Origin of the sequence: Streptomyces pyxinae, assembly GCF_024756275.1 — a bacterium.
GTDB lineage: Bacteria > Actinomycetota > Actinomycetes > Streptomycetales > Streptomycetaceae > Streptomyces > Streptomyces pyxinae.
Genome location: NZ_JANUGQ010000022.1, coordinates 56,048 through 79,731, shown reverse-complemented (window position 1 = coordinate 79,731; position 23,684 = coordinate 56,048). Strand labels below are relative to the sequence as shown.

Sequence of the window (23,684 nt, the reverse complement as noted above, 5' to 3'; positions counted from 1 at the left end):
GGCCCTTCCGCCGACAGGCGCCGCCGCACCCCTTCCGCCGAAAGGCCAGGACGCCCATGCGCATCCTCGGAATCAACGCCCTCTTCCACGATCCGTCCGCCGCGCTGGTGATCGACGGCAAGACCGTCGCCGCCGCCGAGGAGGAACGTTTCTCCAGGCGTAAGCACGGCAAGCGTCCGCTTCCCTTCTCCGCCTGGGAGCTGCCCGAGCAGGCCGCCGCCTGGTGTCTGAAGCGGGCCGGGCTGCGGCCCCAGGACCTGGACGCGGTGGCCTACTCCTTCGAGCCCGCGCTCGCCCGGCCCGCCGGAGAGCTGGGGCTCGACGACCCCTGGGACCATCTGCGGCTGACCTACGCCCGGGAGGCCCCCGGCTTCCTGGCCGCCGCGCTGCCGGGGCTGGACCCGGAGCGGGTGCGCTTCGTCCCGCACCACATGGCGCACGCGGCCTCGGGCGCCTTCGCGGTGGCGGGCGCGGACACCTCCTCCGTGCTGGTTTTGGACGGGCGCGGAGAGCGGGCCTCGCACCTGGCGGCCCGCCGGGTGCACCGGCGGCTCGAACCGCTGCGCGCCCAGGAGCTGCCGCACTCGCTGGGCCTGGTCTACGAGGAGCTGACCGAGCACCTCGGCTTCCTGCGCTCCTCGGACGAGTTCAAGGTGATGGCGCTCGCCTCGCACGGCCGGCCACGGATGCTGGCCGAGCTGCGGCGGTACGTCCACCCGACCGGGGACGGAGGGTTCCGGGCGGCGGGGGTGCCCTGGCGGGAGTTCTGCCCGCCGCGCGGCGCGGACGAGGCATGGACCCAGGACCACGCGGACGTGGCGGCCAGCGCCCAGGCGGTGCTGGAGGAGACCCTGCTCGACCTGGTCCGGTGGCTGCACGGCCAGACCCGTGACGAGGTGCTCACGCTGGCCGGCGGGGTGGCGCTGAACTGCGTGGCCAACGCCCGGATCGCCCGGGAGGGGCCGTTCTCCCGGGTCTGGGTGCAGCCGGCCGCCGGGGACGCCGGTACGGCGCTGGGCGGCGCGCTGCTGCTGGCGGCGGGCGCCGGGGACGAGCCGGAGCCGATGCCCGGCGCCGACCTGGGCCGTGACTGGTCCGACGCCGAGCTGGGCGCCTGGCTCAAGACGGCCGGGGTGCCCTTCGACCGGCCCGCCGACATCGCCGCCGAGGTGGCCGCGACGCTGGCGGAGAACGGGATCGTCGCCTGGTTCCAGGGGCGTTCGGAGTTCGGCCCGCGCGCGCTCGGCCACCGTTCACTGCTGGCCCACCCGGGCCACGCCGGCAATCTGGAGCGGCTCAACGACGTCAAGGGCCGGGAGCAGTTCCGGCCGGTGGCGCCGATGGTGCTCACCGAGCGGGCGGGCGAGATCTTCGACGGCCAGATCCCCTCCCCGTACATGCTCTTCGTCCACGAGGTGGCGCCCGCGTGGCGGGACCGGATCCCGGCGGTGGTGCATGTGGACGGCACCGCGCGGATCCAGACCGTGGACCGGCGCACCGAGCCGCTGGTGGCGCGGATGCTGACCGGCTTCGAGCGGCTGACCGGGCTGCCGGTGGTGGTCAACACCAGCCTCAACACGGCCGGCCGGCCGATGGTGGACGACCCCCGGGACGCGCTGGAGTGCTTCGGCTCCTCGCCCGTGGACCTGCTGGCGATCGGCCCGTACGCGGTCCGGCGCGGCGGCTTCTTCGCGGCGGGCGGCGCGGGCGACACCGCCGACGCGGCCGGGGCGACGGGGACGGCCGACGCGGCCGGGGCGACGGGCACGGTCGGGGCGGCCGGGGTGCCGGGGGCTGTCGGGGCGCTGCCCGGGGACGCCGCCGGGCCGGCCGGAGGGGCGGTCCGATGAACATCCTGCTGTGGCATGTGCACGGTTCCTGGACCACCGCCTTCGTGCAGGGCCCGCACAGCTATCTGGTGCCGGTCACACCGGATCGCGGCCCGGACGGGCTGGGCCGGGCCCGCACCTTCTCCTGGCCCGCCTCGGTACGGGAGCTGACGCCCGGGGAGCTGCGCGAGGCGGAGGTGGACCTGGTCGTCCTCCAGCGCCCGCACGAGGAGGAGCTGGCCGAGCGGTGGCTGGGCGGTCGCCGCCCGGGGCGTGATGTCCCGGCCGTGTACCTGGAGCACAACGCGCCCGACGGGGACGTGCCGCTGACCCGGCACCCGTGCGCGGACCGGGACGATCTGACGCTGGTGCATGTGACCCACTTCAACCGGCTGTTCTGGGACAACGGCCGGACCAGGACCGAGGTGATCGAGCACGGCGTCGTCGATCCCGGCCACCTCTACACCGGCCGGCTGCCCCGGGCGGCGGTGGTGGTCAACGAGCCGGTGCGGCGCGGCCGGTGGACCGGTACGGATCTGCTGCCGGCACTCGCCGAGGCCGCCCCGCTCGATGTGTTCGGGATGCGTACGGAGGGCCTGGCCGCCCACCTGGGGCTGGCCGGGGAGCGGTGCCGCACCGCCGATCTGCCGCAGCGGGAGCTGCACCCGGCCCTGGCCGAACGGCGGCTCTATCTGCACCCGGTGCGCTGGACCTCGCTGGGGCTCTCCCTGCTGGAGGCCATGCACCTGGGACTGCCGGTGGTGGCGCTGGCGACGACCGAGGCGGTGGAGGCGGTGCCGGCCGGCGCCGGGAAGCTCTCCACCCGGCCCGAGGTGCTGGCCCGCGCGGCCCGGCACTACCTGGCCGAGCCGGAGGCGGCGGCCGAGGACGGGGCCCGGGCCCGGCAGGCGGCCCTGGAGCGGTACGGGCTGAAGCGCTTCCTGGACGACTGGGAGCGTCTGATGACGGAGGTGTGCGCATGACGTCCGCCGAATCACCGGGCCCTGCGGAGGCCGTCCCTCCGGCACCCCCCGAGCCGCCGGCCCCGGGCGGGCGGAACCACACCGTCACGGGCGGGTACGGTCCGGCCGGGCGCGGGGACGGAAGCGGTCCGACCGGGACCGGTCCGGTCGGGCACGGGCGAGGCCCCGTCACCGTCGGAAGCGGTCCGGCCGGGCGCGGGAGCGGTCCGGCCCGGAGCGGAGGCGATCCGTCCGGGGGCAGGGGCGGGCGCGGGTTGTCCGTCGCGCTGGTCTCGGAGCACGCCAGTCCGCTCGCCGTCCTGGGCGGGGTCGACGCGGGCGGCCAGAACGTGCATGTCGCCCGGCTGGCCGGGGCGCTGGCCGACCGGGGTCACCGGGTGACCGTGTACACCCGGCGCGACTCCCGGGAGCTGCCCGACCGGGTGGCGCTGCGGCCGGGCGTGGAGGTGCGGCATGTGCCGGCCGGGCCGCCCGGACCGGTGCCCAAGGACGAGCTCCTCCCCCACATGGGCGCCTTCGGCCGGTTGCTGGCCGCCGAGTGGCGCGACGGCGGGGACCCGCCGGACCTGGTGCACTCGCACTTCTGGATGTCCGGGCTCGCCGCGCTGCGGGCCACCCGGGAGCTGGGCCTGCCGCTGGTGCACACGTACCACGCGCTGGGCACGGTGAAGCGGCGTCACCAGGGGGCCGCCGACACCAGTCCCCCGGCGCGGGTCGGCCGGGAGACCGAGGTCGGCCTGGGCTGTGAGCGGATCATCGCCACCTGCCGCGACGAGGTGGCCGAGCTGGCCCGGATGGGCATCCCCCCGGACCGGGTGAGCGTGGTGCCGTGTGGGGTGGACACCGAGCTGTTCCGCCCGGAAGGCCCGGCCACGCCGCCCGCCGGTGACCGCCACCGGCTGCTCCAGCTCGGCCGACTGGTGCCCCGCAAGGGCGCGGCCGTCACCATCGAGGCGCTCACCCGGCTGCCCGGCGCCGAGCTGCTGGTGGCGGGCGGGCCGCCGGCCGACCGAATCGGTCACGACCCGGAGGCCCGGCGGCTCACCGCGCTCGCCCGGCGGGCCGGAGTGGCCGACCGGGTCCGGTTCCTGGGCGGAGTGCCCGGGGAGCGGGTAGCCGAGCTGCTGCGCGGCGCCGATGTGGTGGTCTGCCCGGCCGACTACGAGCCGTTCGGCATCGTGCCGCTGGAGGCGATGGCCTGTGGCCGGCCGGTGGTGGCGAGCGCGGTGGGCGGCCAGCTGGACACGGTGGCCGACCCGGAGACCGGCCGGCTGGTGGAGCCCCGGAACCCGGAGGCGCTCGCCCTGGCCGTCGCCGGGCTGCTGGCCGACCCGGCCGGCCGGGCCGCCTGCGGGGAGGCCGGGCGGCGCCGGGTGCTGAGCCGGTTCGGCTGGCCCCGGGTGGCGGCCGCCACCGAGGCGGTGTACGACGCGGTGCTCGCCGCGCGGCCGGCGGTGACCGAGATGGCCTGAGCCGGGGCCGCGCGGACGCGGGAGGCCCCCGGAGCCGGGCGGGCCGCCGCAGCCGCGAGGCCCGCGCACCCGGAAGGCCCCTCGGAGCCGGAAGGACGCCGTGCCCGGAAGGCCCCTCGTGGCCGCGAGGCCCTCGTACCGTGCGGCCCCTCGCACCCGGAAGGGCGCGCCGTACCCGGAAGGGCCGTCAGAGCCGGAAGGCCCTCGCCCACGGTCGCCTCGGCTCTGCCGCGCGGCGGGCCCGTCACCCGGGCGGGAGCCTCCCCGCCGGGGACGGCGCCGACCGGCTCCCCGTACGCGGCGGACGCGCCCGTACGTACCCGACGCCCGACGCACGTACCCGACGCCCGAAGCCCGAAGCCCGAAGAAGGAGGTGCGGGCCGGCGCCGGAGTCCCCCGGGACCCGGCAGGCCCGAACGCCATGACCGAACCCCTCTCCTCCCCCGTGCTGGAGGCCGCCGAGCGGCACTGCCAGTCCCTTCAGGAGGCGCTGGCCGAGCTGCGCGGGCCGGGCCTGGAACGGCTCGCCCTCTGGGGCACCGAGCTGGCCGCCGTCCTGCCGGTGGGCGGTCGGCTGCTGGCCGCCGGGAACGGCGGAAGCGCGGCCCAGGCCCAGCATCTGACCGCCGAGCTGGTCGGCCGCTACCAGCGGGAGCGCCCGGCGTACTCGGCCCTCTCGCTGCACGCGGAGACCTCCAGCGTGACCGCCATCGGCAACGACTACGGCTTCGACCAGGTGTACGCCCGCCAGGTCGCGGCGCACGGCCGCCCCGGCGACGTCCTGGTGCTGCTGTCCACCTCCGGGCGGAGTGCCAATCTCATCGCGGCGGCCGTCACCGGGCGGGCCGCCGGGCTACGGGTCTGGGCCCTGACCGGCCCCGGCCCCAACCCGCTGGCCGAGGCGGCCGACGAGGCGCTGTGCGTGGCGGGTGCCACCACGGCGGCCGTCCAGGAGGCCCATCTGGTCGCCGTCCATCTGCTGTGCGAGAGCTTCGACCTGGCCGCCGCCCCGCCCTCCCGTGGCGCGGGTGCCGGGCGGCCGGCCGTCACCGCCGACCGGAGGATGACATGAGCAGCCGTGAACCGCTGGTGGTCGTGGGGGACGTCCTGCTGGACGAGGACATCGAGGGCGAGGCCACCCGGCTGGCGCCGGACGCGCCCGCCCCGGTGGTGGATGTGACCGGCAACCAGCGCCGGCCCGGCGGCGCCGGGCTGGCCGCCCTGCTCGCGGCCCGGGGCGGCCGGGACGTGGTACTGGTCACCGCGCTGGGCGACGACCCGGCCAGCGACGCCGTGCGCCGCTCGCTGCGCGGCCGGGTGCGGGTGGTGGAACTGCCGCTGCACGGCACCCTGCCGGTGAAGACCCGGGTGCTGGCGGGCGGCCGGCCCCTGGTGCGGATCGACCGGGGCGGCGGGGACCCGGGGGAACCGGACGGAACGGTGCGGGACGCGCTGGAGCGGGCCGGGGCGGTGCTGGTCGCGGACTACGGCCGGCACACGGCGGGCGCGGTGCGGGAGCACCTGGCGGCGGTGGCGCCGAAGGTGCCGGTGGTCTGGGACCCGCATCTCAAGGGCGACGCGCCGGTGCCGGGAGTCCGGATCGTCACCCCCAACGCGGCCGAGACCCGAGCCCTCTGCGGCGGGACCGGCGACTCGCTGCGGGACTACGCCGAGCGGGGCACCGAGCTGGCGGAGCGCTGGCGGGTGGCGACCGTGGCCGTGACGCTGGGTGAGCGCGGGGTGCTGCTCACCCGTCCGGGTGACTCCACGCCGATGCTGGTGCCCGCCCCCTACCGGGCGCGGGGCGACTCGTGCGGGGCCGGCGACTGCTTCGCCGCCGCCACGGTGGCCGCGCTGGCCGACGGGGCGCTGCCGGAGGAGGCGTTGCAGCGGGCGGTCACCGAGGCGGCGGACTTCGTGGCGGAGGGCGGCGCGGGGAACGCGGCGCTCTGGCGGCGCGGCACCGGCACCCACCGCCCGGCACCGGCCGGGACCGACGCCTTCGCGCTGGCCGAGCGGGTACGGGCGGAGGGCGGCACGGTGGTGGCCACCGGCGGCTGCTTCGATCTGCTGCACGCCGGTCATGTGGGGCTGCTGGAGAGTGCCCGGCGGATCGGCGACTGCCTGATCGTCTGCGTCAACTCGGACGAGTCGGTGGGGCGGCTGAAGGGCCCCGGCCGGCCGCTGAGCCCGCTCGCGGACCGGATCCGGGTGCTGGCCGGTCTGGGCAGCGTGGACGCGGTCGCGGTCTTCGACGGCGACACCCCGAGCGAGCTGCTGAGCCGGCTGCGGCCCGATGTGTGGGTGAAGGGCGGCGACTACTCCGCCGAGGACCTGCCGGAGGCCGGGGTGCTGAGCGGCTGGGGTGGCCAGGCGGTGGTGCTGCCCTACCTCGACGGCCGGTCCACCACCAAGCTGGCCCGCCGCGCGGCGGAGGCCGCCACCCCGGTCCGCCCGCCGGGCCGGTAGCGGCCGAGCGGGTGGCGGCCGGCCGGACCGTACGCGCCTCCCGGCGGCTCCGGCCGGCGCGCCGCCCGGGGGTGTGAGCCCTGCGGCACCCCCCTCCCGGGAGCCCGGACCCGGCGGTATGCCCTCCCGGGGCCATCCGCCGGGGGCCCGGACCCGGCGGTGCGACGGCCCTCCGGCGTCCGCCGCCCGGGACCCCCCGGGCCCGACGGGTGCGCCTCGGCCCTCCGAGTGGCACCGGCACCGGCGTCCGCCGCGTACGCCCCTTCCGAGGCCGCCCGGTGCGCGGCCGGTGCGGATGGCCGGGAGCCCGTACGGACGGGGCCGGCGGTCAGGCGGCCACCGGGGTGAGCACCCGGTGCTCGGCCGCCCGGGGGCCCGGACCCGACGGGACCGGGACCGGTGCCGGGATCGGCACGACGGACGGGCACGGGGCCGGGCGGGCGGCCAGGACACCGCGCGCGGCCAGCATCCGCCCGGCCACGGCCGCTCCGGCGATCAGCAGACCACCGGTCACCAGGGCGCCCCGGGCCCCGGCCGTCTCCATGAGCAGGCCCAGCGCGGGCGGCCCGGCCAGCCCCCAGCCGGTCTGCGCGGTGCTCCACACCCCCAGCACCCGGCCGCGCAGATGAGGCGGCGGATCGGTCTGGAGCACGGTGGTCCCGGCGGTGTCGGACACCGACTCCACCACCGCCATGGGCAGCACCAGGACCAGCAGTACCGCCAGTGAGGGCGAGAGGCCCGCCGCCACCTGGAGGAGCGCCCCGGCGGCGGCCAGGGTGCCGACCAGCCGGACGGACGGCCTGCGCAGCCGGGCGCCCAGCACGGCGCCGAGGATGCCGCCGGCGGCCAGCGCCATGGAGACCGTGCCGAAGGAGCCGGCGCCCCCGGCCAGCGGGCCGGTGACCAGGACGGCGAGGGTCAGTCCGTAGTTGCGCCCGAAGACCGCGCTGAGCCCGGTGATGCCGGCCAGGGCCACCAGCCGGGGGCGCCGGACGAAGAACGCCAGCCCCTCCCGTACGCTCCTCCGCTCCGGCGCCGGCGCGGACGCGGACGCCGGTGTCCGGGCGCCGTCCGCCACCGGTCGGCCGGCCTGGGGCGCGGCGCCCGCCGCCGGGCGCAGAAACGGGATGACGGCCGTCACGAAGAGGAACGACAGGCCGTTGGCGGCGTAGGCGGCGCCGGTGCCGAGCAGGGCGACCGCGCCCCCGGCCAGGCCCGCTCCGGCCAGCCGTCCGGCGCTGTGCACCAGCGAGCCGACGCCGATCGCGGAGGGCACGTCCTCGGGGCGCACCAGATCGTTGCCGAGCAGGGAGCAGGCGGGCCCGTCGACGGTGGCGATCAGCCCGGTGACGGCGGCCAGGGTCATCAGGGCGCCCAGGTTCAGCCGGTCGTACGCGATGAGCAGCGCCGTGGTGAAGGCGACCGCGCCCAGCAGCGCCTGGCTGACGGCGGCGGTGAGCTTCCGGGGCCAGCGGTCGACGAGGGTGCCGCCCACCACCCCCATCAGCAGTCCGGGCGCGGCCTGCACGGAGAGCGAGAGCCCGGTCGCGGCGGCGGAGCCGGTGATCTGGAGGACCAGCAGGTTCTGCACGGTCAGCTGCATCCAGGTGCCGGTGTTGGAGACCAGGTTGGCCAGCGACCACCAGCGCATGGCGGGGTAGCGGAGCGAACGCCAGGGCGCGTGGTCACCGCCCGGGCGCCGGCCGCCGGGCCGCCGGAGCCGGGACCACCGGGGCCCGCCGGGGGCGGAGCCGGGGGCGCCCATAGCCGGTCTGGAAGGGCCGGTGGCGGGCGCGGGCTTGGCAGCCGGGCGGGGGGAGGACGGAAGAGAAGAAGTCCGAAACTTCGAGAACATCGAGAACGTCGAAGACATCGAGAATGTCGGAAGCATCGAAATCGTCGAGAATGTCGAAAACACAGTGCGGCACTCGGTTGCGGGCCCGGGGGGTGACCCGGACGGCGTACGGAAGGTCGGGAGGTCGGGAGGTCGGGAGGTCGGCGGGACGGTCCGCGGAAGGACTCGCGGGACGGAACAGCCGAGCCCATCGGCGGCTCGGACAGGGGAACGGCTCCGCGGACCCGGACGCGACGGAATCCGGCGCGCGCGTCGTCGCACGGCCGGGCCGGGTTCGGCAGGGGGCGCCGGAGCACACGGAGGACGGGCCCGGAGCGGCGACCATCGTGGCAGACGCTCCCCCACCGCTTCGACCGCCGGAACCCGGCCCGGCCGCCCCGGAGCCCGCCGGAGGGCGAGCGGCCCTTGCGCCGCACGGGCTCCCGGCCACCGGGTGCGCTTGCTCACAGTGACCGGCCGGGATGCCGAGCGTAGTGGCGCGCGCCACAGTGGAAGCCATGGCGCCGGAGCGCGGAGCGCGCCCCGGTGCCCCGGATCCGGACGGCGGAGAGGCGCGGACATGGGTGGCGGAGCACGGGTGGGCCTGACCGGGAAGCGGGCCCTGGTGACCGGCGGGGCGCGGGGGCTGGGCGCCTCGATCGTCCGGGCGCTGACGGGCGCGGGCGCGGCGGTGCTGATCGCGGACGTGCGCAAGGAGCAGGCACGGGAGCTCTGCGACGAGCTCGCCGGGGGCGGCGGGGACGCCCGGTTCGTGGAACTGGACGTCCGGGACGCCGACGCGGTGGCCGGGGTGTTCCGGGAGTTGGAGCAGGACGGGCTCACGCCGGACGTCCTGGTCAACAACGCGGCCGTGGACGTCACCAAGCCGATCGAGCATCTGACGGCCGAGGAGGTGACCCGGGTGGTCACGACCAACTTGCTCGGTCCGGTCTATCTCTGTCTGGAGACCTACCGGCGCATGATCGCCCGGGGCGGCGGCCACATCGTGAACATCCTGTCGACCGCCTCCAACCGGACCTGGACCGAGGCGGGAGCGTACGCGGCGGCCAAGACCGGACTGCGGGCCTTCACCCACACGCTCTTCCAGGAGGCCCGGCGGGACTGCCCGGCGATCGGGGTGACCGGGGTCATCGCGGGCGGGATGGCGACGCCGTTCATCCTGGAGCGCTTCCCGGACGCCGACACCTCGCTGCTCCAGAGCCCCGACGTGGTGGCCGACGCGGTGCTGTACGCGCTCTCGGTGCCGGCCGGCAGCGCGGCGGCCGAGCTGGTCGTGGTGCCCCGGGGGGAGCCCTCCTGGCCGTGACGCCGCGGGCGCGCCCGGTACCGGCCGCCGGGCGGGGGTCAGCCCCGGGGCGGGCGGCCGGTGCGGAGCATCTCCAGCACCGCCCGCTCGGCCGGGCCGTGGGTGGCCGGGAGCCCGGGCGCCGCGTCGGCGCCGAGCCGGTGCAGCGCGGGGGCGATGGTCACCCCCTCCTCGTACAGCTCGATCACCCGCGGGTTGATGTAGCTGGCGCGGCAGACCGCCGGGGTGTTGCCGAGGTAGCCGGAGACCTCCCGGGCGGCTCGGGCGATGGCCCGGCGGCGGGCCGTCTCGCTGCGGGCGGCCTGCTGGGAGACGGCGAGCGCGATGGCGGCAAGCACGGTGCCGTGCCAGGTCCGGAAGTCCTTGGCGGTGATCTCCAGGCCGGCGAGTTCCCGGAGGTGGTCGTTGACATCGGCGCCGGTCACCTCGTGCCACTCGGGCCGCTGCCAGTAGACGAGCAGCCGGTCCCCGCCGCCCCGGCGGCGCATCAGGGCGGTGAGGCTGCGGCAGGTGGCCGGGTCGACGACCGCGTGGACCAGCTCCCTGCCGTGCTTTCCGGTGTAGCTGAGCACGATCTCGCCCTTGCGGCAGCGGGAGTGCTCGCGCAGCAGGGTGGTCAGCCCGTAGCTGTTGTTCAGATCGGTGTACCGCTCGCTGCCGATCCGGAAGAAGCCGAGGTCGAGCAGGCGGGCGGCGGTGGAGAGCACCCGGTCGCGGGTGAGTCCGCGCGCCTCCATCCGCCGCTCGGCCTCCTCGCGCAGCCGGGGCAGCGTCTCCGCGACCTCCAGTACGTGTTCGTGCTTGGCCCGCTCCTGTCCGGCGCGGAAGTCCGGGTGGTAGAGGTACTGGCGGCGGCCGGCCGTGTCGGTGCCGACGGCCTGGAGGTGGCCGTTGGGCCGGCGGCAGACCCAGACGTCCTGCCAGGCGGGCGGGATGACCAGCGCCTTGATCCGGTCGATCTCCGCGGGGTCGCGGAGGGGGTGGCCGGCGGCGTCGAAGTAGCGGAATCCGCGCCCGTGCCGCTGCCGGCGGTAGCCGGGATCGGTGGGCCGGACATGGGACAGGCGCAACGCGTACTCCTTGTGCGGAGCCGGCCGACCCGCCGGTCCGGCTCGCGGATCCGGGGCGGTGCGGCGGCGGCGCCGGTTCGGTGACAGTGGGGATGCGGAGGGTGGGAGGGTCGCGGGAAACGCGGGGAAGGCCGGGAAGGCGGGTGGTGCGGGGAATGCCGGGGATCCGGCGGCGGGACGGCGGTGGGCGGCCCGGGGCCGTCACGCCGGCTTGAGCGGGTCGTGGCCCACGTTCATCAGCCCGTGGCGCCAGTTGGCGTCGCCGGCCTTCGGCTCCAGTTCGGGGTCGCGCTGGGTGCGGACGATCTCCACCACCCGCCGCATGACCCGGGCGTCGTCCTCAGTGATGTCGGTACGCCGCTTACCGAGGATCTCCAGGACATGACGGCCGGTGGGCGGCCCGGCCCGGTCGGGAACCTCCTCGGTGCGTTCGCCGGCCGCCTCGGTGCTCAGCCACTCCTGGAGCTCGCGCGAGGTCATGTTGACGACGGTGTGGAACTCGTCCCAGAGTTCGGCGCTGATCCGTTCCGACGCTGCCATGGTGGACCTCCTGTGCGGTGCCCGGTGCCCGCTGCCGCGCACCGTGCCCTCCGGGTTGCCGACGGGGCGCACCGGCAAACACCCGTCCGCTCCGGAGACTTGCCGGCCGCGCCGGGTGTGCCGGGCCGCCCCGGGACCGGCCGGCGGCGCCGGGCGCACCGGGCGCGGGGCCGGCCGGGCGTGCCGGACGCCCGACGGGCCTTCCGGCTGCCGGCGGGCCGGGCAGGCTCAGGAGGCCGGCAGGGTCTGCTCGGCCCAGATGGTCTTGCCGCTGGAGGTGTAGCGGGTGCCCCAGTGGTGGGTCATGCCGGCGACCAGGAAGAGACCGCGCCCGCCCTCGTCCTCGCCGCCCGCCCGGCGGACGTGCGGGGTGGTGTGGCCGGTGTCGGAGACCTCGCAGATCAGGGAGCGGTCGCGGATCAGCCGGAGCTGGATGGGGCCGGAGGCGTACCGGACCGCGTTGGTGACCAGTTCGCTCACCACCAGCTCGGTGGTGAAGGCCAGTTCGCCGTCGAGACCCCAGGCGGCCACCTGGCCGGTGGCGAGCGACCGGGCCCGGCCCACCTCCCCGGGATCGGAGTCCAGCTCCCAGGCCGCCACCTCGTGCCGGTCCAGATGCCGGGTCCGTACGAGGAGGAGCGCGGCGTCGTCGCCGACCGGCCCGGGCAGCAGGGTGGCCACGGCCCGGTCGCCCAGGGTCTCCAGCGGTTCGCGGTGCCGGGCGAGGATCCGGCCGAGGGCGTCCACCTCCGCGTCCCGGTCGCGGCCCCGGCCCTGGACCAGCCCGTCGGTGTAGAGGGCGAGCAGACTGCCCTCGGGCAGTTCGAGATCGGCGCTCTCGAAGGGCAGTCCGCCCAGTCCGAGGGGCGGCCCGGCGGGCACCTCGGGCTGGCTGACCGCGCCGGTGGCGGGGTCCACCACCAGCGGGGGCGCGTGCCCGGCGCGGGCGAGGCTGCACCGGCCGGCGACCGGGTCGTAGACGGCGTACAGGCAGGTGGCGCCGAGCGCCGGGTCCTCGCCGCCCGAGCCACCCGGGCCTCCCGAGCCCTCCGAGGGCAGCGCCGAGTACTCGTGGGCGTCCTGGGTGAGGACGTCGTCCAGCCGGGTGAGCAGTTCGTCCGGCGGCAGGTCCAGCCGGGCGAGCACCCGGAGGCTGGTGCGGAGCCGGCCCATGGTGGCGGCGGCCCGCACCCCGTGGCCGACCACGTCCCCGACGACCAGGCCGACCCGGGTCCCGGAGAGGGCGATGACGTCGAACCAGTCGCCGCCGACGCCCGCGCCGCTGTCGGCGGGCAGATAGCGGTGGGCCACCTCGACCCCGGTGAGCGGCGGCAGCGTCCGGGGCAGCAGGCTGCGCTGGAGGGTGAGGGCGGCGTTGTGCTCCCGGGTGTAGCGGCGAGCGTTGTCGACGGAGACGGCGGTACGGGCGGCCAGCTCGTCGGCCACCGGCAGGTCGTCGTCCCGGAAGACGCCGGAGCGCGGATGGCGGACGAAGGTGACCACGCCCAGCGTGGCGCCGTCGGCGCGCAGCGGCACGACCAGCCGGGCGGTCCCGTCCGGGTCCGGGTCGCCGCCGGGTCCCGGCCGGTCGCGCACGGCCTCACCGGTGGCGAGACAGCGGGCCTGCGGCGACTCCGGCGGATACCGCACCGGGCGCCCGCCGATGGCCCCCGGGTCCGTTCCCGCGCCGCCCGGATGGTCCGGGTGGCCGGTGTGGTGGCCGTCGGTGCGATGGCCCTCGGTGTGGTGGTCGGCCGCGCCCGCCGTGCGGCCGGCGCCGTCCCGGTCGCCGGGCGCACCGGCCCCGGACGGCTCCGCTCCATGTCCCCCGGACGGCTCCGTCTCCCGGCCCCCGGACGGCTCCGCTCCATGCCCGCCGGCCAGCTCCGTCTCCCGGCCCCCGGACGGATCGGCCTCCCGGCCCCCGGACGGCTCCGTCTCCCGGCCCCCGGACGGCTCCGCTTCACGGTCCTTGTCCCGGTCGGCGGGGCCGTCGGGGGCCTCCGGGCCGTCGAAGCCGCCGAAGACCCGTACGACCCGGCCGGTGGTGGCGGAGGCCGGGACGAGCTGCCCGCCGGTGAGGACGTCCGCCAGCACGTCCACCGTGACCGCGTCCGCGAACCCGGGCACGGTGACGGCGGCCAGCTGCTCGGCGGTGCGCACGGTGTCCAGGCTGGTGCCCATGTGCCGGCCGGCCTGGACCAGCAGGTCGAGGCGCTGCTGGGCGAGATGGCGGTCGGTGATGTCGACGGTCTCCTCGCAGACCCCGAGCGGGGTGCCCCGGCCGTCCTGGAGGCGGTAGTAGGAGCAGGACCAGACCCGGGGGCGGTCGGGCTCCACCGGCGGGCGGCCCCGGTAGTGCAGTTCGATGACCGGCTCGCCGGTGGCGAGCACCCGCCGCATGGTCTCCTCCAGCGTGGCGGGGTAGCCGGGCGAGATGACCTCGCCGTCCGCGGCCTGTTCGTCCGGGCCGAGACCGGCGTACTGGCTGGTGCCCATCTCGACGTGCAGGGCGTGGTTGGTCCAGACGATCCGGATGTCGGTGTCGTAGATGGCGAGGCCGACCGGGGACTGGGTGGCCAGGCCGCGCAGCATCGACTGGAGGGCCTCCCAGCGCTCGGTCTCGTCCGCGTCCGCGATGGCCAGCAGCCGGGCGGGACCGCCGGTACCGGCGTGGGCGAGCGGCAGGCTCTCGGTGGCCGCCCGGGTGATGCGGCCGTCCCGGTGGCGCAGGTACAGCACCTGGCGGCGGGCCCCGGCCGCGCCGGGCAGCGGGGCCGCCATCGCGTACGCGCCCGCCCGGTCGACCACCAGGGTGCCGATGGGCCTGCCGAGCACCTCGTGCGGGGCGTGTCCGAGCAGCGCCTCGGCGGCCGGGCCCCAGCCGACGATCACGCCCTCGGCGTCCAGGACGGCGGTCGCCGCCCGGGCGGCGTCCAGCGGGCCGCGGAAGTCGTACCCCCCGGCCGTGCCCTCCGCGCTCATGGCACCCGCCTCCTCCGTCTCCTCATGGTCGGCCGCCCGGGCCCGCCGCTCAACCGCCCGGCCGTCGTTCACGGCTCCTCCGGCCCGGTCCTGGCGGCCAGCAGCAGGGCGATGTCGTCGGGCCGGTCGGTGGCCTGCCGGGCGTCCCCGATGAGCCGGTCGGCCACCTCCGCGAGCGGCGCCCGGCCGACCCCGGCGAGGGCGGCGCGGAGCCGTTCCACGCCCTGGTCGATGTCGGTGCCGGGCCGCTCCACCAGGCCGTCGGTGTAGAGGGCCAGGGTGGCGCCGCGCGGCAGGTGGAACTCGGTGACCGGGTAGGCGGCGGCCGGGTCGACGCCGAGGACCACGCCGCCGGGCAGATCGAGCACCTCGGTACGCCCGTCCGGGTGACGCAGCAGCGGCTGGGGGTGGCCGGCCCGGATCGCCCGGGTCAGCCCGGTGGCGGGGTCGGTCACGGCGTACACACAGCTGGCGAACTGGCCCGGGTCGAGGTCGATGAGCAGCCGGTTGGTGCCGCTGACCACTTCCCGGGGGTCGTGGCCCTGGAGCGCGAAGGCGCGCAGCGCGCTGCGCAGCTGGCCCATGGTGGCGGCGGCGGCCACCCCGTGGCCCTGGACGTCCCCGACGACCAGGGCCAGGCCCCGGCCGGTCACCACCACGTCGTACCAGTCGCCGCCGACCTCCATCCCCTGGGTCCCGGGCAGATAGCGGGCGGCGGTGTCCAGGTTCCGGGTCCTGGGCAGCCGGTGCGGGAGCAGGGCGTCCTGGAGGCCCCGGGCGAGGGCGGCCTCGCTGTCGTAGCGGCGGGCCCGGTCCAGCGCCTGGGCGATCAGTCCGGCGAGGGCGGTGAGCACGGTGCGCTCCTCGGGGCTGAAGCCGCGCGGCTGGTCGAAGCCGAGGATGCAGGAGCCGACCCGCCGTCCGGAGGCGATCAGCGGCAGGAAGGCGCGGGCGCCGACGTGGGCGTCCATCGGGATGCCGGGATAGGCGTCGGCCAGTTTCCCCATGGACTCGAAGAAGAGCGGACGGCCGGTGGTGAGGGTCTCGACGCCGGGCAGCCGGGCGTCGAGACCGACGCCGTCGAAGCGGTCGAGGAAGCCCTGCGGGAAGCCGGTCTCCCAGGCCAGGTGGAGCTGGCGCTCGTCGAGCAGGTAGATGGCGAGCTGGCGGCCGCCGAAGGCGGGCAGCAACTCGTCGGTGACCACCGCCGAGACCTGCCGGGCGGTGACCGCCTCGGTGAGCGCGATGGCCAGTGCGACCGGCCGGTAGAGCACCCCCGCCCGGTCGGCGGGCGAGCCGATCCCGGGTCCGGCGCCGGACACCGCGCCCGGCGAGTAGGCGGGGCGGTCGGTGTCGGCGAGCGTGAGGGTGAGCCCGTCGTGGCCCGGGTGGACGGAGACGGCGAGCCAGTGGCCGGAGTCCCGGTGGGCGAGGAAGTCCACCGGCTCGTCGGAGAGGAGCGCGGCCCGCAGATGGTCCTCGTAGGCGGGGCGGCCGAACCACTCCACGGCCTCCCACAGCACCCGGCCGGTCAGTTCGGTGCGGCTGTGGCCGAGCAGGGTCTCGGCGGTGCTGCTGACGTGGGAGATCCGGCCGAGCCGGTCGAGCGAGACCAGCCCCCGGGGCAGCCGGTCCCCGGCGGCGGCGACCACCGGACCGCTGCCGGGGTCCACCAGGAACCCGGTGAGCGTCCGCCCCCGGCCACCGGCCCCGGTCACGTCCCGGCGGTCGCCCCCGGCCCCGGCCCCGGTTCCGTCCCGGTCGCCGGCTCCGGGCACGTCCCGGCCGTCGTCCCCCGTCCCGTCCCGGTCCCGGTCGAGTTCCAGCAGGTACGGTCGTCCCTCCCGCCCGCGCAGCCAGATCCGCCGCCGCACGGTACGGTCGGCCGCCGCGACCCGGTGGGCGAGGGCCCACAGCCCGTACGCGTCCTCCGGCGGGAGCGCCGCGAGCAGTTCGCCGGCGGTGGCGAGCGGCGGCCCGGGGGCCAGGCCCAGCAACCGCGGCAGCTCCTCGTCGGCGTGTACGGCGCCGGTGTCGGGGTCCCAGGTGAAACGGGCGGTCCGGACCGGCGGGGTGGCGGCGGTGGGCAGCTGGAGGCAGACGGGCTCGCCGTCCCAGGTGACGGAGCCTCCCCCGGCGGCCGTCGCGGCGAGGGCGGCGCCCAGCCGGCCGGCGGCGGTGAGCATCCGTTCCCGGTCGGCGGCGGCGACCGGCCGGCCGGGGGTGGCGGGGCGCAGCGCGACCAGGACGCCGTACCGGTCCCCCGCGTCGCCGACGGGCGCGTACAGCGAACCGAAGGGGAACGGCAGCCCGGCCATGAGCTGCGGGAAGCGGCGCATGGCGTCCTCGGCGTCGGCGAGGTACACCGGGCGGCCGGTGCGGTACGCCTCCGCGATCGGAAAGGGGCGGTTGATGTGCATCCGCCACCAGGGCCGCATCAGCGGACCCGGGAGCCCGGCGAGCACGGCGAGGCGCAGCAGGCCCGGGGTGCCGGAGCGCAGATAGACGCCGCCGCCGTAGCCGCCGACGGCCTCGATGGCGCCCACCGTGGCGTCGGCCAGCGCGGCGGCCAGTCCGCCGGGGACGCGGCCGCCGCCGCTGGGGCCCGGCGGCGTCCCGGTGTCGGCCGGAGAATCGGGCCGGAGGGGGCCGTTCCGGGTCACACAGCAAGGATGCGCCCGGCTGCCGGGCTCCCGCACATCGGTGCCCCGTCGCCGGCCCACGCGGCGGCGCGCGCGGGCGCGGTCTCAGGGGAGAGCGGCTGCCGCTCCGGGGGTGGTGGCCAGGCGCAGACCGACTTCCACGAGGGCCCAGCCCAGACGGGTGCGCAGGTCCTGGGGGCGCCGGATCGCTCCGACGAGGCGGTACGCATCGGCCTCGGCCCGGAGTTCGGCCGCGCGGGCGTGGTGCAGAGCAAGGTGGATTCCGGGGTGCATCGAGCTCTTGCCTTTCATTCCGAGGTGAGCGGGAAGGCGTGCGTGTGAACGCGTACCTGGGCGGTGCTGGCGTCGTCCTCGCCGGTGGCCCGGTCGCGATAGGTGTCGACGAGCGCCTGCATCTCCTCGACGAGCTCCCGGGTCAGTTCGGGCGTCAGCCGCAGCGTCGCGCTGCTCATGTCCCAGGCGCGGAGCCACTCCTCGGGCCAGGTCTGGCGGTTGCCGAGCCAGGTCGACAGGTCCCGGGTCTGGGCGGTCGCGATCTCGTGCAGGTACAGGTCGGCGGCCCCGCGCACGTCCGGGTCGGCATCCGTGAGCAGCGCGTCGTCGAAGTGCAGGCCCCGGTGGGCCGCCCGCCACCACCGCTCCCGGCCCCTGCCGCGCCCGGGAGCGTCCTCGATGAAGCCGTGGACGGCGAGCTGTCGGAGGTGGTAGCTGGTCGCGCCGCTCGACTCGCCCAGTTTCCCGGCGAGTTGCGACGCGGTGGCCGGACCGCCGGAGCGCAGTGCGTCCAGCAGCCGCATGCGCAGCGGATGCGCGAGGCCGCGCAGGGACCGGGCGTCGAGGTGGTGGACAGGTGAGTCCCGGGGTTCGGTCATGACGCAAAGGTAGCGTTGCAAAATTCTCTTTGCAAGGAAACCTTTGCACGCGGTCCCATGCGGCCTCGACGGGGTGCTTCCACTCACGGCGGGCCCGGCACCCCGGCCTCCCGCTTCCCACCGTCGCGCCACGGCACCGGCGGGACCTCCGAGGCGCGCGCGACCGGGAGGTCGCGCGGACCGGCCGGGGCGATTGCGCGAAACGTACCGCTGGTTTCGCTCAGGAGTCCGCCGTGTTTGACCAGCGGTTCGACCGGCTAGCAGCAGCACTGGCGGCACCGATGAGCACGTCCGTCCGGATGTGCGAGAAGGGCGGAGGGGGCTCATGCCGAACCTGCGGCGACCGGACCCACGGCCCGGCCTCGACGGTCCGGGCGGTCGTCCGCGCGGCAGCCGCGCGGCGGCCCCCCGGATCGGAGTGAGTGACGTGTCCCTGTCTATGGAGCCCTCGTGGGCGTGGTCGGCGCGGGGCACTGCCGCGCACCCGGCGGTGGGCACGGCGCTGCCCCGGATCGAGGACGCGGCCGGCATCGCTCCCCGGGACGCGCGCGAGCTGTCGAAGCTGTTTCTCGACCGGCTGCGGAGTCTGGAGGAGGGCACCCGGGAGCACCAGTACGCCCGCAACACCCTCATCGAGATGAACCTCTCGCTGGTACGGGTGGTGGCCAACCGGTTCCGCAACCGCGGCGACGGGGCGATGGAGGACATCGTCCAGGTGGGCACCATCGGCCTGATCAAGGCGATCGACCGGTTCGACCTCTCCCGCGAGGTCGAGTTCACCTCCTTCGCCATCCCCTACATCTCCGGGGAGATCAAACGCTACTTCCGCGACACCAGCTGGGCCGTCCACGTCCCCCGGCGACTCCAGGAACTCCGCGGCGAACTGCTCCGGGCCAAGGACGAGCTCTCCTCGAAGCTGGGGAGGACCGCGACGCCTCAGGAGCTGGCGGACCATCTGGGAATGGCCGAGAAGGAGATCACCGAGGGACTCGTCGCCGCCAACGGTTACACGGCCGGCTCCCTGGACACCCCCACCACCGACGAGAACACCTCTTCCCCCGGCCCCGGCTCGCCCTTCCGCGCGCACGCCGAGACCGTGGGCGAGCGCGACCCCGCGATGGACCTCTTCGAGGACCTGCACACCCTCGCCCCGCTGCTGGCGCGGCTGGAGGAGCGCGAACGGCACATCCTCGACCTGCGGTTCGTACAGGAGAAGACCCAGGCGCAGATCGGCGCCGAGCTCGGCTACTCCCAGATGCACATCTCCCGCCTGCTCACCAGGATCCTGAGGAAGCTGCGCGCGGGCATGCGCGCCGACTGACCCCCACGACCGGCGCCCCGGTGCCGGGGGCCGGAAGGCGGCGCGAACGCCCTCTCCCGCCCCGTCCCGCAGGGACGGGGCGGGAGGCGCTCCCCGGCCGGACCGCGGGAGTACCGGCTCCCCGCCACTCGCCGGGGGCCCGCTTCAGCGCGACGTGGCCGGGGGCAGCCTCGCCCAGATGTCGGTGACGGGATCGTGGCGTACCAGGCCCAGGCGGGCGAAGTCGCGCAGCCAGCCCTCCATCGGCCAGCTCCCCCACCGGTCCCGGAAGATGCCCCCGTTGCGGAGGATGTCGTCCAGGTGCTCGACCGGAGGGCGGCTCACCGGGTGGTACTGGTGATGGGCGGGGGCGCCGCCGACCCACCACAGGTCCACGCCCCGGGCCGCCGCGGTGCGGGCGAAGTCGGTGTCCTCGCCGCCGTAGCCGGTGTAGCGCTCGCAGAAACCGCCGGTCCGCCGCCAGGTGGCCGCGGTCACGGCGAACGACAGCGACCAGAAGAGCCGGTGGTCACCACCGGTGAGTACCTCGCCGTCCCCGGGTACCGGCCTGCCGGGGTGCGGGGGCGCCAGGTGCGGCAGGGCGTCGAGCCGGTAGCCACGGGGCGGCGGGGGCGGCAGATGGGCGACAGTGCCGCAGAGCAGGGCGCCGTCCCCGGAGAGCCGCGCCGCTTCGGCGTATCGGCCGGCCAGGGCGGGCCCCGGCACGCAGTCCACGTCCAGGAAGACCAGCAGGTCCGCCCCGGCCTCCAGGGCCCGATCGGCACCGGCGTTCCGGGCGGCGGCCAGCGGCAGCCGCCCGGCGTCCCGGCCCATGGCGAGCACATCGGCCTCCGGTTCCCGGCCCCGGACCACCCCGGCCACGGCCGGGTCGTCCACCGCCACGACCACATAGTGGTCCGGACGGCGGGCGGAGGCGGCCAAGCCGCGCTGCTGGAGGGCGAGATGCCGGTGGCGGCCGGCCACCAGGGTGATCACGGCAATGCGCATCAGGCGTCCTCCCGGTACGGTCGGCCGGCGGCCAGCGCGTCGAGCAGCCGGGCGGCCCGGGCGGCGCCGTCGCCGGGCGCCCAGAGGTGCCAGCGGTCCCCGCCGCGCCGCAGGGCGGTGTCGAGCAGCCCGGGCCACTCGTCCGGTTCCGGCCACCGGGTCCGTACGGTGGCCAGCCCGCCGGCCGCCAGGGCGCGGGCCGTCGCCCGCTGCTCGCCGTGCGGCCGGGACTGCGGGACCACGACGGCGGGGGTGCGGGCGGCGGCGCACTCGGCCACGGCGTTCTGTCCGGCGTGGGTGACCACCACGTCGGCCCGGCAGAGCAGCGGCCAGGGATCGTCGCTCCAGGTGCCGGGGCCGCCGAGGACGGTCCAGTGCCATCCCGGAGTGGCCGCGGCCGCCTCGCGCGGCCCGGCCTCGTCCAGCTCGGTGCCTCCGGCGCCCAGCAGCAGCACCGCCTCCCGCCCGGCCCGCGCCCCTGCCGGCCGGGACGGTTCCGGCTCGGGCCGGGGCCGGCCGTCGTGGCGGGAGAAGGCTCCGGTGTGCACCGTCTTGGCGCGCCACGCCTCCGGCCAGTCCGGCTCCGGCAGCGCCGCCGGCCAGGGGGCCAGCAGGGCGTCGGCCAGGTCGTGGGCGAGCCGGTGTGCCGGGTCGGAGCGGTCGCCGCGCATCGCGGAGAGCACCACCGGGACGCCCATGAGCCGCGCCAGGGTGGCGACTTCGACGGAGACGTCGCTGACCAGCAGCGCGGGGTCGGCGCGCTCGATCCACGCGGCGACGGCGGCCATCCGGGCGCGCAGCCCGGCGTGGTGGCGGGGCACCCAGTGCAGGCGCCCGTGTGCCGTCGGGTCGGCCGCCCCGGCCTCCGGCGCGGTTCCGGCGCCCTGCCCGGCCCCGGTGTCGTACGGCAACTGGATCCAGTCACCGGCCCAGTCGGCGGGACGGGGCAGGGAGGAGAGCCCGGTCACCGGGGTGCCGGCCTGCCGGGCGACACAGCGGGCGCGGTGGAGGTGGCCCCGGCCGACATGGTGGACGTAGTAGCCGATCACGCGGTCAACTCCTCGTAGAGCGCGGTGTACCGACCGGCCATGGCGTCCAGTGAGCAGAAGCGTTCGGCCCGCTGCCGGGCGGCCCGCCGGTCCAGGCGTACGGCCTCGGGGATGAGTTCGGCGAGGGCGGCGGCGTCGCCGGCGGGGGCGAGCCGGCCGCACTCCGGGGTCAGGATCTCGCCGAGCGCCCCCCGGTCGAAGCCGCACACGGGGGTGCCGCACGCCAGCGCCTCGGCCACCACCAGCCCGTAGGGCTCGTCCCAGCACGGTGTGACGAGCGCCGCCGCGGCCCCGCCCACCAGGCGGGCCAGGGCCTGGCGGTCCAGATGGCCGAGGTACTCCGCTCCGTCGCCGAGCAGGGGCTCGACGTACTCGGTGAAGTACCGGCGGTCACCCACCGGACCCGCCAGGAGCAGCGGCCGGCCGGCCTTGCGGGCCGCCTCCACCGCCAGATGCGGCCCCTTCTCGGGAACCAGCCGCCCCGACCACACCAGAGGGGAGCCGCCCGGGCCCTCGGGCCACAGCCCGGTGTCCACGCCGTTGCGCACCACCCGGGCGGCGGGCACGGTGGCGCGCCAGGCCCGCGCGGTATGGGCGCTGACGGCCGTGAAGGTGACCGGGCAGTCGTCCTGGGCCTGGACCGCCGACTCCAGCCAGGGTGTCGGCGGGGTGTGCAGGGTGGTGACCACCGGCAGCCGCAGTGCCGGCGCCATCGCGACCGGCAGATGGTGGAGGCTGTTGTTGTGCACCACGTCGAAGTGGCGCTCACCGTCCCGGGCCAGGTCCAGCATGAGCCGCAGGTAGGCGTGGTGTTCGGCCATCCAGGCCGCGCCGGGCATGCTGACGTCCGCGCGGGCGGCGGCGCTCAGCACCGGCCGGTGCACCGGCAGTTCGCGCAGCCCCAGGGCCGGGTCGGAACCGGGCGCGGCGAAGAGCCGCACCCGGTGGCCACGGTCCGTCAGCGCCTTGGCGAGGCTCCAGGTGTGCGCCTCCAGGCCGCCCGCGAACGGTTCTCGGACGGGGAAGCGCGCGGAGGCGATGAGGGCGATGCGCAGGGAGGTGCTCGTCCCACCGGGAGCGCTCATCCCAGCAGCTCGGTGTAGAGCGCCCGGTGGACGGCGGCGACCCGCACCCGCTCGGCGGCCCGCTCGTCCGCCGGGGCCCGCCACACCGGCCGGGTCCAGTACGCGGTCAGGGCCGCCTCGCGCAGGGATTCCGCGTCGAGGCCGTCCCGCTGGTCGTGCCGGTAGGAGAGACAGGGCCGCTGCTGGGCGTAGTAGCCGCAGCTGGGCGCCGCCACGGCGGTGCCCAGGTCGTAACACGCCTCCAGCCAGCCGGAATGGGTGCCGAAGGTGTACGGCAGCACGGACAGGTCCAGGCCGCCGAGGTACTCCCAGAGCTGGTCGTCGTCGAAGTAGTCGTGCACCCGAAGGGTCAGCAGGCCGCGTCCGGCGAGTCCCTCCAGCTCCGCCAGGACCTCCGGGGCGTGGGCGTGCGCGGCCGGGTCGCCGGCCTCGCGGTGGATGTTCACCAGCAGCTCCGCGCCGGGCAGTCCGGCCAGTGTCTCCGCCAGTACCCGCACCACCGGGAGCACGGCCATGTTGGGCCGGAGGCTCTTGGCGTGCACACCGGCCCGGAAGCCCTCCCGGGGCGTCCGGGGGCGGGCGATCAGCGGTGGCTCCACCACGTGCGGGTGCGGCAGCACGGTCGCCGTGCGGCCCCAGCGGGCGGCGATCTCGGCCGCCGCGCCGGGGGTGAGGGTGAGCAGTCCGTCGGCCGCCGGGACCAGCACGTCCAGTGCGGCCAGGTGGGGCCCCGGGTCGGCCTGGTGCGGGTTGCGCAGGTCGTGCGCGGTGTATACGAGCGGCTTGCCATGCCGGCGCAGCGCGGCGACCAGCTCGCCGAGGGCGGCGGGGCCCTGGGCGTCGAAGCCGAAGTGCAGATGGAAGACGTCGAACTCCCGGTGGTGCGCGTCCACCCACGCGGGATCGAGCATCACCGGTGGCCACCAGCGCTGTGAGGTGCTGGGCGCGCCGTTGGGCCGGGGATCGGCCAGCCGTACGACCCGGTCCGCCCCGGTGGGGTCGGCGCAGTGCCGTACGTAGACGTGCCCGGCCGGAACGGACGCCACCCGCACCGCACCACGGTGTGCCGCGTCCTGCCGGAGCGGCGGCGGGGCCACCTGATCGGTCATGTGTGCGCACTCCTCGTGCTCCGGTTCGGGTTCGGGCACGCCCGGGGCGACCGGAGGCCCTCGGTGGGCTCCGGTCGCCCCGGGCGTAC

18 protein-coding genes are annotated in these 23,684 nt (G+C 76.6%); 7 read left to right on the top strand and 11 right to left on the bottom strand.

Annotated features, from left to right (window positions below; all coding sequences use genetic code 11):
- Positions 1–56: 56 nt before the first annotated feature.
- The 5 genes from NX801_RS22890 to rfaE2 all read left to right on the top strand — a co-directional run bounded on the left by NX801_RS22890 (position 57) and on the right by rfaE2 (position 6,753).
- Positions 57–1,850, top strand: coding sequence for a carbamoyltransferase family protein (locus NX801_RS22890; protein WP_258789736.1), 1,794 nt, complete (start codon positions 57–59; stop codon positions 1,848–1,850).
- Positions 1,847–2,812, top strand: coding sequence for a glycosyltransferase (locus NX801_RS22885; RefSeq protein ID WP_258789735.1), 966 nt, complete (start codon positions 1,847–1,849; stop codon positions 2,810–2,812). Before NX801_RS22890 ends, NX801_RS22885 begins: the two co-directional genes overlap by 4 nt.
- Positions 2,813–3,066: 254 nt before the next feature.
- Positions 3,067–4,284, top strand: a complete 1,218-nt coding sequence (locus NX801_RS22880) for a glycosyltransferase (protein ID WP_258789734.1) — start codon at positions 3,067–3,069, stop codon at positions 4,282–4,284.
- Positions 4,285–4,705: 421 nt separating this feature from the next.
- Entirely contained in the window at positions 4,706–5,356 is a 651-nt protein-coding gene (locus NX801_RS22875; RefSeq protein WP_258789733.1) for a D-sedoheptulose-7-phosphate isomerase, read from the top strand.
- Positions 5,353–6,753 carry a D-glycero-beta-D-manno-heptose 1-phosphate adenylyltransferase gene (gene rfaE2 / locus NX801_RS22870; RefSeq protein ID WP_258789732.1) on the top strand — a complete coding sequence of 467 codons (1,401 nt, stop codon included), beginning with the start codon at positions 5,353–5,355 and terminating at the stop codon, positions 6,751–6,753. Before NX801_RS22875 ends, rfaE2 begins: the two co-directional genes overlap by 4 nt.
- A 328-nt stretch (positions 6,754–7,081) precedes the next feature.
- Here rfaE2 and NX801_RS22865 read toward each other — a convergent pair whose 3' ends face one another.
- On the bottom strand, positions 7,082–8,404 hold the full coding sequence (locus NX801_RS22865; protein WP_258789731.1) for an MFS transporter: 1,323 nt from the start codon (positions 8,402–8,404) through the stop codon (positions 7,082–7,084).
- Positions 8,405–9,167: 763 nt separating this feature from the next.
- Between NX801_RS22865 and NX801_RS22860 the strand changes: the two genes are divergently transcribed.
- Positions 9,168–9,914 (top strand): SDR family oxidoreductase, encoded by a 747-nt coding sequence (locus NX801_RS22860; protein WP_258789730.1) that lies wholly within the window; start codon positions 9,168–9,170, stop codon positions 9,912–9,914.
- A 38-nt stretch (positions 9,915–9,952) separates the two neighbouring features.
- On the opposite strand, the gene NX801_RS22855 is transcribed toward NX801_RS22860, so the two are convergent.
- The 6 genes from NX801_RS22855 to NX801_RS22830 all read right to left on the bottom strand — a co-directional run bounded on the left by NX801_RS22855 (position 9,953) and on the right by NX801_RS22830 (position 18,044).
- Positions 9,953–10,984, bottom strand: a complete 1,032-nt coding sequence (locus NX801_RS22855; protein WP_258789729.1) for a DNA topoisomerase IB — start codon at positions 10,982–10,984, stop codon at positions 9,953–9,955.
- Positions 10,985–11,185: 201 nt separating this feature from the next.
- Entirely contained in the window at positions 11,186–11,524 is a 339-nt protein-coding gene (locus NX801_RS22850) for a DUF3140 domain-containing protein (protein ID WP_258789728.1), read from the bottom strand.
- A gap of 228 nt (positions 11,525–11,752) precedes the next feature.
- Complete coding sequence (locus tag NX801_RS22845; RefSeq protein ID WP_258789767.1) at positions 11,753–14,509, bottom strand: SpoIIE family protein phosphatase; 2,757 nt, start codon at positions 14,507–14,509, stop codon at positions 11,753–11,755.
- Between the two features lie 68 nt (positions 14,510–14,577).
- A complete protein-coding gene (locus NX801_RS22840) occupies positions 14,578–17,172 on the bottom strand; it encodes a PP2C family protein-serine/threonine phosphatase (protein WP_428986204.1) in 2,595 nt (864 codons plus the stop codon).
- Between the two features lie 84 nt (positions 17,173–17,256).
- Positions 17,257–17,445: a hypothetical protein gene (locus NX801_RS22835; RefSeq protein WP_258789727.1), complete on the bottom strand. Its 189-nt coding sequence runs from the start codon at positions 17,443–17,445 to the stop codon at positions 17,257–17,259.
- 14 nt (positions 17,446–17,459) lie between these two features.
- On the bottom strand, positions 17,460–18,044 hold the full coding sequence (locus NX801_RS22830; protein ID WP_258789726.1) for a winged helix-turn-helix domain-containing protein: 585 nt from the start codon (positions 18,042–18,044) through the stop codon (positions 17,460–17,462).
- A 439-nt stretch (positions 18,045–18,483) separates the two neighbouring features.
- On the opposite strand from NX801_RS22830, the gene NX801_RS22825 reads away from it, so the two are divergent.
- Positions 18,484–19,365: a SigB/SigF/SigG family RNA polymerase sigma factor gene (locus NX801_RS22825; RefSeq protein ID WP_258789765.1), complete on the top strand. Its 882-nt coding sequence runs from the start codon at positions 18,484–18,486 to the stop codon at positions 19,363–19,365.
- Between the two features lie 144 nt (positions 19,366–19,509).
- Here the strand turns inward: NX801_RS22825 and NX801_RS22820 are convergent, their stop codons facing one another.
- Genes NX801_RS22820 through NX801_RS22805 form a run of 4 tightly spaced genes read right to left on the bottom strand, consistent with a single transcriptional unit; the run spans position 19,510 to position 23,595 of the window.
- Positions 19,510–20,352 carry a glycosyltransferase family 2 protein gene (locus tag NX801_RS22820; RefSeq protein ID WP_258789725.1) on the bottom strand — a complete coding sequence of 281 codons (843 nt, stop codon included), beginning with the start codon at positions 20,350–20,352 and terminating at the stop codon, positions 19,510–19,512.
- On the bottom strand, positions 20,352–21,401 hold the full coding sequence (locus NX801_RS22815) for a glycosyltransferase (RefSeq protein ID WP_258789724.1): 1,050 nt from the start codon (positions 21,399–21,401) through the stop codon (positions 20,352–20,354). Before NX801_RS22815 ends, NX801_RS22820 begins: the two co-directional genes overlap by 1 nt.
- Positions 21,398–22,486 carry a glycosyltransferase gene (locus NX801_RS22810; RefSeq protein WP_258789723.1) on the bottom strand — a complete coding sequence of 363 codons (1,089 nt, stop codon included), beginning with the start codon at positions 22,484–22,486 and terminating at the stop codon, positions 21,398–21,400. The genes NX801_RS22815 and NX801_RS22810 overlap by 4 nt, the downstream gene beginning before the upstream one ends.
- A complete protein-coding gene (locus tag NX801_RS22805; protein WP_258789722.1) occupies positions 22,483–23,595 on the bottom strand; it encodes a glycosyltransferase family protein in 1,113 nt (370 codons plus the stop codon). The genes NX801_RS22810 and NX801_RS22805 overlap by 4 nt, the downstream gene beginning before the upstream one ends.
- Positions 23,596–23,684 lie beyond the last annotated feature (89 nt).